A 12,278-nucleotide genomic window follows, 5' to 3' on the forward strand; every position below is an offset into this window, starting at 1 on the left:
AGATCGGCGATCTGGCGCACGGCATGCGCGGCCTCGGCGCCTTTTTTCACGAAATGGGCGTGGAAATAGGCGTGATGCTCGGCGCTTGGCTGGAAGTGATGCGGCGTCAGGCTGACCGAGAAGGTCGGCACGCCGGTTTGCATCTGCGCCTCCATCAGGCCCGAGACCACGGCCTGCGCCACGAAGTCATGGCGATAAATCCCGCCATCCACCACAAGGGCAGCGGCCACCACGGCGTCGAACTTGCCCGACTGGCCCAGCTTTTTGGCCAGCAGCGGCATCTCGAAGGCGCCCGGCACGTCATAGGCGGTGATCTCATGCTCACGGCCCGATGCGGCCATGTCTTGCTGGAAGCCGAGATAGGCCTGATCGACGATATCGGCGTGCCAGCGTGCCTTGATGAAGGCGATACGAAGTTTGGTCATGTGGAACCTCCTGTGTCCAGAATGGCCCCAAGGCGCTAGAGGCCGGTGCCTGCGAAAGCCTGCACCGCCCATCCTCTTCCATCCGGACTATACCGTCGGCCCCGGAGTTTCACCGGATCTGCTGACCCTGCCAATGACAGGCGCTCGCGGGCTATACCGCCGGTGGGGAATTGCACCCCGCCCCGAGAACGCCCGCACTATTGCAGCCCCGCGCAAGCGCCGCAAGAGAGGGAAATCGCCAAAAACAGTCGGTTTCCGGCAATTTTTTGCTGCGTAATCGCTCTGGAACAGGCGATCCCGACGGAGCGCCTGTTCCAGAGGCAGCCCCGATCAGAACGGGCTGTCGGGGAAGTAGAAGCGTTCGGCGTTTTCCTGCGTGACCAGCGTGGAGCCGATGATGAAGCGCCCGTAAACCGGCGTATCCGAGACAAAACGCAGCGCCGTCATCTCGATGGCGGCGGAAATCTGGGCGGGCGGATAGGTCACGTTGACCGGGATCTGCTTGTCGCCCTCCATGATGCGCTTGATGATCTCTTTCATCCCGGCGCCGCCGACGATCCACATTTCATCCTGACGGCCCGCCTGCGCGATGGCCTCCATCACGCCGATGGCCATATCGTCATCCGCCGCCCAAACCGCGTCGATCTTGGGATATTTCGACAGGTAATCCTGCATGACGGTGAAGGCGTCGTCGCGGTTCCAGTTGCCGTGCTGCTTGTCGAGAATTTCGATGCCCGAACCTTCGATGGCCTTCTCGAAGGCCTCCACCCGCTCGTTATCCAGCGTGGTGGGGATGCCGCGCAGCACCACGATCTTGGCGCCGGACGGCAGGTTGGCCTTGAAATACTCGCCCGCCACGCGGCCAAAGGCGGTGTTGTCGCCCGCCACATACAGATCTTCGATGCCCGGCTGCGACAAGCCGCGATCCACCACCGTGACCCATTTGCCGGCATCCTTCACCGCCTTCACCGGCCCGGTCAGCGGCTCGGATTCAAAGGGCAGCACCACCAGCCCGTCGATGTTGCGGGTGGCAAGCATATCTTCCAGATCGTCCACCTGCTTGCCCGGCTCGCCCGCTGTCGCCAGCACGAAATCCAGCTGCGGATAGGTGGCCTCCAGCCGATCGATGGTCTGCTGGGCGTGCCAGTTCAGCCCGCCCATGAAGCCATGGGTGGCCGAGGGGATCGACACGCCGATCGTATAGGTCTTGTCCTGCGCCACCGCGCCGGTGGCCAGGCCAAACCCAAGCGCAAGCGCGGCGGTGGCCCCGAAGACATCTCTGCGTTTCATGGTCTTCCTCCCCATGGTTTTCCTCCCTGTGCGCCGCCCTCCCGGCGGCGGTGTGTTACCGCCCTTCGGCGGAAGATTTGCCGCGCTGAAGCACCACGGCCAGCACGATGATCACGCCCTGAATCGCGCCGTTGAGATAGGGCGAGACCAGATCGGCAAGGTTCAGGATGTTGTCGATCAGGCTGAGGATCAGCACCCCCACCACCGTGCCCCAGACCCGGCCATAGCCGCCCTTCAGCGCGGTGCCCCCGATGATCACGGCGGCAATCGCCTCCAGCTCCCACAACAGGCCGGTAGAACCCGAGGCCGAGCCGAGGCGCGGCACATAAAGAATGGTGGCCAACCCCACCAGCAAGCCGAGGATGACATAGGTGAGCAGTTGCACCCGCTCCACCTTCACCGCCGAATAGCGCGCCACCTTGTCATTCGAGCCGATGGCCTCGGAATAGCGGCCAAAGCGGGTGTGGCGCATCACCACCTCGCCCGCCACGGCGATCAGGGCAAAGACGATGATCGGCCAGGCGATGCCGAACAGCCCGTCATAATAGACCGGGCGATAGAATTGCCGGGCCTCAAAATCGAGCGACAGCGTGCCGCCATCGGCGATCCAGGTCACCAGACTGCGGAAGATGCCCATGGTCCCCAGCGTCACGATGAAGGGTTCGATCCCGACCTTGGTGATGAGAAAACCATTGGCAAACCCGGCCGCGAGGCCCACGGCCAGCGCCACCCCCATGCCCGCCAGCACCAGCGGCACGCCGATGCCCAGGCTGGGGATCAGCGCATTCATCGCCAGAATCATCATCCCCGCGATAAAGGCCGCCATCGACCCCACCGAAAGGTCGATCCCGCCCGAGGTGATGACAAAGGTCATCCCCACCGCGATCATGCCGATGAAGGCCGAGCGCGCCAGAACATTGGTGATATTGCCCGGCGACAGGAAATTCGCGTTCAGAAACGCCCCCAGCACGGTCAACAGGATCAGCGCGGCCAGCGGGCCAAGGGTGGAAAGGGAAAGGTTACGCATCCTGAATGGCCTTCTCTGTCGTGCCCATCACCAGCCGGACAATGGCGGTTTCGCTGATCTCCGCCCCCGCCAGCACCCCGGCCATGCGGCCCTGCCGCATCACCATCACCCGGTCCGACAGGCCAAGGATTTCCGGCATGTCAGAGGAAATGACGATCACGCTCAGCCCCTCGCGGGCGAGGCGGTCAATGAAGTAGTAGATCTGGCTTTTGGTTCCAATGTCGATGCCACGGGTCGGCTCGTCGATGATCACCACCTCGGGCGCGGGCAGCATGGTCTTTGCCAGCAGCAGCTTTTGCTGGTTGCCGCCCGACAGGTTGCCCACGGCCATATCGCGGCGCGGGGCGCGGATGTCGAAATCGGTGATCGCGCGGTCCAGCGCGGCCTCCTCTCCGGCGCGGCGGATCAGCGGCGTGCCGAACCGGTCCAGTGTCGAAAGCGTCAGGTTTTCGCGCAGGGTTTTTGCCAGCAAGAGGCCGCGTTCCTTGCGGTCTTCGGTCAGATAGGCAAGCCCATGGCGCGCGGCATCCGACAGGCTGCGCAGGGTGAGGGCCGTGCCGTTGCGGGTGATCCGCCCGTGATGCGAGCGCAGGCCCACCAGCCCCTCCGCCAGCTCGGTGCGGCCCGAGCCGACAAGGCCCGAAATCCCCAGCACCTCGCCGCGCCGCAGGGCAAAGCTGACGCCCTGCACCAGCGGCGGCACCGCGAAATCGGTGACCTCCAGCACGGTCGGCCCGAAACGCTCACGCCGGGGCGGGAAAATATCGGCCAGATCGCGGCCCACCATGGCCGTCGCCATGGCATCCTCGCTCAGCTCGCCGCGCCCGGCCTGCCGCACCACCGCGCCATCGCGCAACACGGTGATGCGGTCGGCCAGATGCGCCACCTCTTCGAGCCGGTGCGAGGTGTAAAGCAGCGCCACGCCCTGCGCCCGCAGCCGGTCGATCTGGCGGAACAGCACCTGCACCTCGGTCTGCGTCAGCACCGCCGAGGGCTCGTCCATGATCAGCACGCGCGCCTTGCGCGACAGCGCCTTGGCGATCTCCACCATCTGACGGTCTGAGACCGGCAGATCGCGGATGCGGGCATCGGGGCTGACCCGGCATTCCAGCTGATCCAGCAGGGTCTGCGTCGCCTCCCGCATCGTCCTGTGATCCAGGAAAAACCCGCCCATCTCGCGGCCCAGCCAGATGTTTTGCGAAACCGTCAGATCGGCGGCGAGGTTGAATTCCTGATGGATCACCACCACGCCCAAAGCCTCGGCCTCGGCGCCGCTGCGCCACGGGGCCGGGTTGCCCTGCCACTGCACGGTGCCAGATGTGGGCGCCAGATAGCCGCCCAGGATCTTCATGATCGTCGATTTGCCCGCGCCATTCTCGCCGATCAGCGCATGCACCTCGCCGGGGTGCAGGGCGAAATCGACGCCATGCAGAACCTCCGTCGGGCCAAAGCTCTTGCGGACCGATTGCAGCGCCAGCAGGGCCTGGGTCATAGCCGCACCCATGCCGCGTTGCGCGCCGAGGATTGCACGCAGGCCTCGACAAAGCGCATGCCGTTCAACCCGTCTTGCAGGGTCGGGAACAGCACGCCCTCGGGCGCGGGCTGGCCGGCCGCATGGGCGCGGATCGCGGCGGCGACCTCGGTGTAAATGCTGGCAAAAGCCTCCAGATAGCCTTCCGGGTGGCCCGCTGGCACACGGCTGACCCGCGCAGCCTCAGGCCCCGTGCCCGCGCCGCCGCGCGTGAAAAGCTGCTTGGGTTCCCCATAGCGCGTGACCCACAGCCGGTTCGGGTCTTCCTGCGCCCATTCCAGCCCGCCCGCCGCGCCATAGATGCGCAGCCGCAGGCCGTTTTCATGCCCCGGCGCCACTTGGCTTGCCCAAAGCAGGCCCTTGGCGCCGCTGGCATAGCGCAGCATCACATGGGCATTGTCATCCAGCGCGCGCCCCGGCACGAAGCTGGACAGATCGGCGGCAATCGCCTCCGGCTCCATCCCCGCCACAAAACCGGCGAGGTTATAGGCATGGGTGCCAATATCCCCCAAGGCCCCGCCGAGGCCCGAGCGCGCCGGATCGGTGCGCCATGCGGCCTGTTTGCTTTCCACCGCCTGCGTGAGCCAATCCTGTGCATATTCCACCTGCACCAGCCGGATCGGCCCCAGATCGCCGCGCGCCACCATCGCGCGGGCCTGCCGCACCATCGGATAGCCCGTGTAATTATGGGTCAGGATGAACAGCGCATCGGATTCGGCGGCCACCTTGGCCAGCTTTTTCGCCTCGGCCATGGTCGCGGTCAGCGGCTTGTCGCAAATCACATGGATGCCGCGTTTCAGAAACTCGATGGCCGGGGCGGCGTGCATGTGGTTGGGCGTCACGATCGCCACGGCGCGGATGCCATCGCGCCGCCGCGCCTCGCGCACGGCCATCTGGCGGAAATCATCGTAAATCCGGGCAGGATCAAGCCCCAGCTCGGCGCCCGAGGCCTGCGCCCGCGTCGGATCAGAGGACAGCGCCCCCGCGACCAGCCGGAACGCCCCATCCAGCCGCGCCGAGATGCGATGCACGCCGCCGATGAAGGCCCCCTGCCCACCGCCCACCATGCCCAGCGAAATCGGCCCCGGTGCGATTGGCTCCATGCTCATGCCTCCAGCCCCAGCATCCGGCGATTGGCGGCGCGGTCGGCGCCGCTGCCTGCGAAATCATCAAAGGCTTTTTCGGTGACCCGGATGATGTGATCGCGCACGAAGGCCGCGCCCTCGCGGGCGCCATCTTCAGGATGTTTCAGCGCGCATTCCCATTCCACTACGGCCCAACCCTTAAAGCCGTATTGCGTCAGTTTGGAGAACACCCCGCCGAAATCCACCTGCCCGTCGCCCAGGCTGCGAAAGCGCCCGGCGCGGTTGGCCCAGGATTGATACCCACCATAGACGCCTTGCCGCCCGGTCGGGTTCAGCTCGGCATCCTTCACGTGGAACATGCGGATACGCTCGTGGTAAATGTCGATATGCTGAAGATAATCCAGATGTTGCAGCACATAATGGCTGGGGTCATACAGCATGCAGGCGCGCGGATGCTGGCCGACACGCTCCCAGAACATCTCATAGCTGATGCCGTCATGCAGGTCTTCGCCGGGATGGATCTCATAGCACAGATCGACACCCTGATCCTCGGCATGATCGAGGATCGGGCGCCAGCGGCGGGCCAGTTCGTCAAAGGCTTCCTCGATCAGCCCGGCCGGGCGCTGCGGCCAAGGGTAGACATAGGGCCAGGCCAGCGCCCCGGAAAAGGTGGCCATGGCATTCAGCCCCAAGCGGCGCGAGGCGGTCAGCGCCTTTTTCACCTGATCCACCGCCCATTCGGCCCGTGCCACCGGGTTGCCCCGCAGCTCGGGCGCGGCGAAGCCGTCAAAGGCCAGATCATAGGCCGGATGCACCGCCACCAGCTGCCCTTGCAGATGGGTGGAAAGCTCGGTGATCGCCACGCCCGCCTCGGCGGCCACGCCCTTCACCTCGTCGCAATAGGTTTGCGACGTGGCGGCCCGGTCAAGGTCGAGGAAATTGGCGCCCCGGGTCGGCACCTGCACGCCCTTGTAGCCATGCCCGGCGGCCCAGCGACAGATGGCAGCAAAATCGTTGAACGGCGCGGCATCGCCCGCGAACTGCGCCAGAAACAAGCCCGGCCCTTTGATCGTTTGCATTGGACCCCCTCCCAAAGGCGCAATGTAATCGGTTGCATTCAGGTTAACCGTGATATGTAATCGGTTGCAACAAGAATATCTGCCGCGATTTCAATTGAGTGGCCGCCGCCGCCCCAGTAGAACCACCCCATGAAGCAAGATCGGCCCAAGATCAGTGACGTTGCCCGAATCGCCGGTGTCTCCACCGCGACGGTCAGCCGGGTGATTTCCAATCCCGGCATGGTGTCCGAGGACACGCGCGCCACCGTGCAGGCGGCCATTGCGGAGACCGGCTATCGGTTGAACCACGCCGCGCGCAACCTGCGCCATCAACGCACAGGCGGGATTGTGGCGCTGGTGCCGAACCTGTCGAACCCGTTCTTTGCGCAGATCCTGTCGGGCATCGCCTCGGTTCTGGTGCCGGCGGGGTATAACCTGCTGGTGGCCGATACCCATAGCGCCGGGGCCGAGATGCTGCTGGATTACGCCGAACCCTCGCGCGCCGACGGGCTGATCGTGCTGGACGGGGCACTGCCTGCGGCGGGGCTTTCAGGGCGGGTGCCGGTGGTGCAGGCCTGCGAATGGGTGCCAGGCCTGCTGGCGCCGCGCGTCAAGATCGACAATGCCGCCGCGGCCGCTCTGGCCGTGGCGCATCTGGCCGATCTGGGCCATCGCCGCATCGGCCATGTCGCCGGGCCACGCGGCAATGTGCTGAGCGAGGCGCGCTTCAAGGGCACGGTCGAGGCTTTGCGGGCGCGCGGCCTGCCCTGCCCCGATCAGGCCGATTACGCCGCCGATTTCTCGCTGGAGGCCGGGCGCGCGGCGGCGGATCGCTGGCTGGCCGCCGACACGGCCACCCGCCCCACGGCGCTCAGCTTTGCCTCGGATGCCATGGCCTGCGGCTTTATCGGCGAGGTGCAGCGCCACGGGCTTGTGGTGCCGCGCGATGTGTCGGTGGTGGGGTTCGATGACATCGAGCTGATCGCCCATATCTCGCCGCCGCTGACCACGATCCGCCAACCGCGCGCGGCGCTTGGCCGTCTGGCGGCAGAGCGTCTGTTGGCCCGGCTGCGGGGGGAAAATGACCCCGGGGATGACATGCTTTTGCCGGTCGAGCTGGTGATCCGCGCCAGCACGGCCCCGCTGGTCTGAACACCGATTCCGGTTTGCACTTCCTGACTATTTCCGTCAGAAGATCAGCAGCCACGCATCCGCGCCAGCCAGCACCGCCCCCTTTCCGGGTCACCCACCATGTTCAACTGGCAGGCTCCCACCGCCACGCCGCCACTGTCCCTGCGCGGGGTGCGGCTGGGCTATGGCGCAAATCCGGTCTTGCACGATCTGGACCTCGACATCCCCGAGGGGCGGATGACGGTGATTGTCGGGCCCAATGGCTGTGGCAAATCCACCCTGCTGAAGGCCATGGCGCGGCTGTTGCCGGTGACGGCGGGCGAGGTGCGGCTGGAGGGGCAGCCCCTCCATGGCCTGCCCACCCGCCATGTGGCGCAGCGGCTGGCGCTGCTGCCGCAGGCGCCCAGCCTCCCCGAGGGGCTGAGCGTGCGCGATCTGGTGGCGCAGGGCCGTTTTCCGCATCAGGGCTGGCTGGGCCGCCCGCATCCCGGCGATCAGGCGGCGATTGACCGCGCGCTGGCGCAGACCGGCATCGCGGCGCTGGCCGATCGGCCAGTGGGCGCATTGTCGGGCGGGCAGCGGCAAAGGGTGTGGATCGCCATGGTTCTGGCGCAGGAAACCCCGCTGATCCTGCTGGACGAGCCGACGGCATGGCTGGACCTGCGGGTGCAGCTGGATCTGATGGCCTGCCTGCATCGCCTGACCCGCGAGGCCGGGCGCACGCTGGTTCTGGTGCTGCACGAGCTGAACCTCGCCGCCGCCTATGCCGATCACATGGTGATGCTGCGCGAGGGGCGCATCCTGGCCGAGGGTGCGCCCGCTGCGGTGATGACCCCGGCGCTGCTGCGTCAGGTCTTCGGGCTGGAGGCCTCTGTCATCGCCGATCCCCTGACCGGGCGCCCGGTTTGCCTGCCGGTTGCGACGGCATGAGGGGGGCGCTGCCGCTGCTGCTGGCGCTGCTGGCGCTGGCCCTGCTGTGGCATCTGTCGCTGGGTGCGCGCAGCCTGAGCTGGCCCGAGATCGCCCGCGCCCTGCTGACCCCCGATCCCGCCTCGCCCGGCCATGCCGCGCTGCGCGAGCTGCGCCTGCCGCGCGCCTTGGCCGCCATCATCGCCGGGGCGGCGCTGGCAGTGGCCGGGGGCGTGTTGCAAAGCCTGACCCGTAATCCGCTGGCCGAGCCCGCGACGCTGGGCCTTGCCGCCGGGGCCGCAAGCGCAGTGGTGCTGGGCATGGGGCTGACGGGTGGCGCGGCGCTGGTCGACTGGCGGCCCGCCATCGCCGGGCTGGGCGCGCTGGCTGCCGCCGCCCTGGTGGGCGCACTGACCCTGGCCGCGCCGCCCGCGCGACGGCAGGCGACGCTGCTGCTGGCCGGGGCCTCGGTCAGCGCCGGATTGCTGGCGCTGGACAGTGCCGCCTTCCTGCTGTGGCCCGAGAGCTTTCGCGCGCTGCGGCTGTGGCTGGCCGGGTCGCTGGTGGGCGTGGATGCCGCGCGGGTGGCGGCCTCGGCCCCGGTGGCGCTGGCGGGCATCGCGCTGGCGCTGGCGCTGACCCCTGCCCTGCGCCTGATCTCGCTGGGCGAGGAGGTGGCGCGCAGCCTTGGCCTTGCGGTGGGGCGGATGCAGGCGCTGGCGCTGCTGTCGGTGCTGGCCTGCACTGCCGCCGCCATCACCTTGGCCGGGCCGCTGGCCTTTGTGGGCCTTGTGGTGCCGCATGCCATGCGGCTGCTGGCGCCGCGCCACCCGCTGCCGCTGGCGCTTTGTGCCGTGGCAGGCGCGCTGCTTCTGCTGCTGGCCGATCTGGCGGCCCGGCTGGCGCTGGCCCCGACCGAGCTGGCCACCGGCCTTGTCACCGCCCTGATCGGCGCGCCGGTCTTTCTGGCTTTGGTGAGGGCACGGGCATGAAAGGACTGCCTTTTCTGCTGCTCGCCGTGGCGGGGCTGAGCCTGTGGAGCGGCCCCTATCCCCTGTCCGGCGGCGATCCGATGGCGCAGATCGTGCTGCTGGAATACCGGCTGCCCCGGCTGCTGCTGGCCATGGGCTGCGGCGCCGGGCTGGCGCTGTCTGGCGCGCTGTTGCAGGGGCTGACGCGCAATCCGCTGGCCGATCCGGGGCTGCTGGGCGTCTCGCAGGGGGCGGCGCTGGCGGTGGTGGCGCTGATCGTGCTGACGCCCGCAGCACCTTTCGCGCTGCGGCTGCCGGTCGCCTTTGGCGGCGCGCTGGCCGCTGCCGCGCTGGTGCAGACGGTCGGGCGCGGCGCGCCCCTGCGGCTGATCCTCAGCGGCATTGGGCTTTCGGCGCTGCTCGCTGCGCTGATCTCGGCGCTGCTGACGCATGGTGGCCTGCGCGAGGCTGAAACGGCGCTGGGCTGGCTCGCGGGCAGTTTGCACGCAGCCACGCTGGCCGAGGCCGGGCTGATGGCGCTGATCCTGCTGGCGCTGGCGCCACTCTGCGCGCTGCTCGCGCCTGCGCTGGGCGTGCTGCGGCTGGGCGAGGAGGTGGCGCTGGCGCTGGGCCTGCCGCTCCTGCGGGTGCGGCGGCTGATCCTGCTGGCCGCCGTGCTGGCCGCTGCGGCCCCCGCCGCGCTGGTGGGGCCGCTGGGTTTTATCGGGCTGATCGCGCCGCATCTGGCCGCACGGCTGAGCGCGGCGCCGGGGCGGCATCTGTGGCTTTCGGCGCTCACTGGCGCGGCGCTGCTGGCGTTGGCCGATCTGGCCGGGCGCAGCCTTGGCGCCGTGCAGGTGCCGGCCGGGCTGATCACCTCGATCCTCGGTGCGCCTTTGTTCCTTTGGCTGCTGATCCGTCGCCCGGCGGCAGGAGGGGCCCGATGATCCGCCTGCTGGCCCTGCTTCTGCTGCTGCCCCAGCTCGCCCTGGCCGAGGGCTGGCCCCGCCATTTCCCCCACAAGTTTGGCGAAACCGTGCTGGAGGCGCCCCCCACCCGCATTGCCAGCCTCGATTTCGGTGGCGGCGATGACCTGCTTGCTCTCGGTGTCCAGCCGGTGACCCTGCGTCTGTGGACCGGCGAGGGGCAGCTGGGCGTTGGCCCCTGGGCCGAGGATTTGCTGACCAGCCAGCCGGTGCTGTTGCGCGGCGCACCCGATTTTGAACGCATCGCCGCCGCCCGTCCCGATGTGATCCTCGCCTTCTGGTCCGGCATCACCGAGGCCGATTACGCCAAGCTCAGCCGCATCGCGCCGGTGATCGCCACGCCTGCGGGCATGGGCGATTTCGATCTGCCATGGCAGGCCCGCGCCCGCCTTGCCGCGCGCGCCTTGGGTCGCGAGGCCGAGGCCGAGGCGCGCATCAGCGCCCTGCAAGACCGGCTGCGCAGCCTTGCCGCCCGCCATCCCGAATGGGCCGGAAAGACCGCCAGCATCGCCTTTGATTGGGATGGCACGCCGGGCGCCTTTCTGCCTGGCGATGTGCGGGTGCGGCCTTTGGCGCAGCTTGGCTTCACCACACCCGCCGCCCTCACCGCGCTGGCGGCGCCGGGCGCGTTTTCGGTCAGCCTCAGCCCCGAAGACCTTGGCCCGCTGGAGGCCGACCTGATCCTGTGGGTCGGCAGTGCCAGCCCTCCCAACCAGCCGATGCGCCGCTTTCTGGCTGCCCGGCGTGACGGGCGCGAGATCGTGGCCAGTGCCGAGCTGAGCGCCGCCTTGTCATGGTCCAGCCTGCTCAGCCTGCCGCGCGCGCTGGACCTGCTGGTACCGCAGATCGAAGCCGCCCTTCCCCCAGACCGGAGCCTGCCATGAACCTGTCCGACCTGACGATCACCGGCAATATTGCCACCGGCGCGGGGGCCGTTGCGGCGGCGCTTCAGGCGCGGGCGGTGGAATGGGACCTGGCGCTGACCGTCACGCCCGAGGCGCTGAGCCTGCTGCTGTGGGAGGGCGAGCTGCGTCTGACGCGTGAGGGGGAGCGGGCGCGCCTGACCATCACCGCGCCAGAGCGGCGGCTGGTGCAGGTGATCCGTGGCGCGCTGGCCGAATGGTTGGAGCCGCTGGGGGTGCAGGTGGATTGGCCGGGCGCGCGGGACGAAGGGGCGCTGGCGCCCGGTCTGGCGCTGATGCGGCTGGTGGAGGTGGTGCCGCAGGGCGAGGATTTCCTGCGGGTGACGCTGGAGGGGCCGGAGGCCGCCCGCTTCGCCCAAGGGGGCTGGCATTTCCGGCTGCTTGTGCCGCCGCAAGGCCGGGTGCCGCACTGGCCGCGCCTGAACGATCAGGGCCGGGCGATCTGGCCCGAGGGGGCGGATGCGCTGCATCGGGCGGTTTACACGCTGGTCGGGCAGGAGGGCGATCGGCTCTGGTTCGATATGGTGCGCCATGTCGGCAGCCCGAGTTGCGATTGGGCGGCGCGAGCCATGCCGGGCGCAGAGGTGGCGATCATCGGGCCGGGCGGCGGCACCTGCCCCGAGGCGGCGGTGATCTGGGCCTTTGGCGATGCGACCGCCCTGCCTGCCCTGCGCCGGATGCAGGCCGAGGCCAAGGGCACCTTGCGGCTTTGGACCAGTGCGGCGGGCGTGCCCGATGCCCAAGCCGCGCCCGATCTGCTGGCCGCGCTGACCGAGGCCCTACCGGGCCTGCCGCCCGGCACCCATGTCTGGTTCGCGGGCCACGAGGCCGAGGCCCGCGCCGCCCGCGCGCTGCTGGCTGGGGCAGGTCTGGCCAAGCGCGATTTTACGGCTGTGGCTTATTGGTCGTAAGGTTTCCGAGGGGCGGAAGAGGAAACGCATC

General features: G+C 68.4%; 12 protein-coding genes and 1 riboswitch. Of the genes, 6 read left to right on the plus strand and 6 right to left on the minus strand.

Features of this window, described 5'->3' with window-relative positions; all coding sequences use genetic code 11:
• From JNN06_RS00025 to JNN06_RS00050, 6 genes are all read right to left on the minus strand, one after another.
• Nucleotides 1-425 (minus strand): 6,7-dimethyl-8-ribityllumazine synthase (locus tag JNN06_RS00025; protein ID WP_291237551.1); only part of this gene is annotated, 425 nt, incomplete at its 3' end.
• Nucleotides 426-491: 66 nt separating this feature from the next.
• A riboswitch (FMN riboswitch) is annotated at nucleotides 492-619 on the minus strand.
• A gap of 136 nt (nucleotides 620-755) precedes the next feature.
• A complete protein-coding gene (locus tag JNN06_RS00030; protein WP_291237552.1) occupies nucleotides 756-1,715 on the minus strand; it encodes an ABC transporter substrate-binding protein in 960 nt (319 codons plus the stop codon).
• A 55-nt stretch (nucleotides 1,716-1,770) separates the two neighbouring features.
• Nucleotides 1,771-2,742: an ABC transporter permease gene (locus JNN06_RS00035; RefSeq protein ID WP_291237553.1), complete on the minus strand. Its 972-nt coding sequence runs from the start codon at nucleotides 2,740-2,742 to the stop codon at nucleotides 1,771-1,773.
• Nucleotides 2,735-4,234 carry a sugar ABC transporter ATP-binding protein gene (locus JNN06_RS00040; RefSeq protein ID WP_291237554.1) on the minus strand — a complete coding sequence of 500 codons (1,500 nt, stop codon included), beginning with the start codon at nucleotides 4,232-4,234 and terminating at the stop codon, nucleotides 2,735-2,737. Before JNN06_RS00040 ends, JNN06_RS00035 begins: the two co-directional genes overlap by 8 nt.
• A complete protein-coding gene (locus JNN06_RS00045; RefSeq protein ID WP_291237555.1) occupies nucleotides 4,231-5,376 on the minus strand; it encodes a Gfo/Idh/MocA family oxidoreductase in 1,146 nt (381 codons plus the stop codon). Before JNN06_RS00045 ends, JNN06_RS00040 begins: the two co-directional genes overlap by 4 nt.
• 2 nt (nucleotides 5,377-5,378) lie before the next feature.
• Nucleotides 5,379-6,437 (minus strand): sugar phosphate isomerase/epimerase, encoded by a 1,059-nt coding sequence (locus JNN06_RS00050; RefSeq protein WP_291237556.1) that lies wholly within the window; start codon nucleotides 6,435-6,437, stop codon nucleotides 5,379-5,381.
• A gap of 129 nt (nucleotides 6,438-6,566) precedes the next feature.
• Between JNN06_RS00050 and JNN06_RS00055 the strand changes: the two genes are divergently transcribed.
• The 6 genes from JNN06_RS00055 to JNN06_RS00080 all read left to right on the plus strand — a co-directional run bounded on the left by JNN06_RS00055 (nucleotide 6,567) and on the right by JNN06_RS00080 (nucleotide 12,247).
• Nucleotides 6,567-7,568, plus strand: a complete 1,002-nt coding sequence (locus JNN06_RS00055; protein ID WP_291237557.1) for a LacI family DNA-binding transcriptional regulator — start codon at nucleotides 6,567-6,569, stop codon at nucleotides 7,566-7,568.
• A gap of 99 nt (nucleotides 7,569-7,667) precedes the next feature.
• Nucleotides 7,668-8,477, plus strand: a complete 810-nt coding sequence (locus tag JNN06_RS00060; RefSeq protein ID WP_291237558.1) for an ABC transporter ATP-binding protein — start codon at nucleotides 7,668-7,670, stop codon at nucleotides 8,475-8,477.
• Nucleotides 8,474-9,448 (plus strand): iron chelate uptake ABC transporter family permease subunit, encoded by a 975-nt coding sequence (locus tag JNN06_RS00065; RefSeq protein ID WP_291237559.1) that lies wholly within the window; start codon nucleotides 8,474-8,476, stop codon nucleotides 9,446-9,448. Before JNN06_RS00060 ends, JNN06_RS00065 begins: the two co-directional genes overlap by 4 nt.
• Nucleotides 9,445-10,374 (plus strand): iron chelate uptake ABC transporter family permease subunit, encoded by a 930-nt coding sequence (locus JNN06_RS00070; protein ID WP_291237560.1) that lies wholly within the window; start codon nucleotides 9,445-9,447, stop codon nucleotides 10,372-10,374. Before JNN06_RS00065 ends, JNN06_RS00070 begins: the two co-directional genes overlap by 4 nt.
• On the plus strand, nucleotides 10,371-11,297 hold the full coding sequence (locus JNN06_RS00075) for an ABC transporter substrate-binding protein (RefSeq protein WP_291237561.1): 927 nt from the start codon (nucleotides 10,371-10,373) through the stop codon (nucleotides 11,295-11,297). Before JNN06_RS00070 ends, JNN06_RS00075 begins: the two co-directional genes overlap by 4 nt.
• Nucleotides 11,294-12,247 carry a siderophore-interacting protein gene (locus JNN06_RS00080; RefSeq protein ID WP_291237562.1) on the plus strand — a complete coding sequence of 318 codons (954 nt, stop codon included), beginning with the start codon at nucleotides 11,294-11,296 and terminating at the stop codon, nucleotides 12,245-12,247. Before JNN06_RS00075 ends, JNN06_RS00080 begins: the two co-directional genes overlap by 4 nt.
• Nucleotides 12,248-12,278 lie beyond the last annotated feature (31 nt).

The organism is Gemmobacter sp., assembly GCF_016792925.1.
Lineage (GTDB): Bacteria > Pseudomonadota > Alphaproteobacteria > Rhodobacterales > Rhodobacteraceae > Gemmobacter.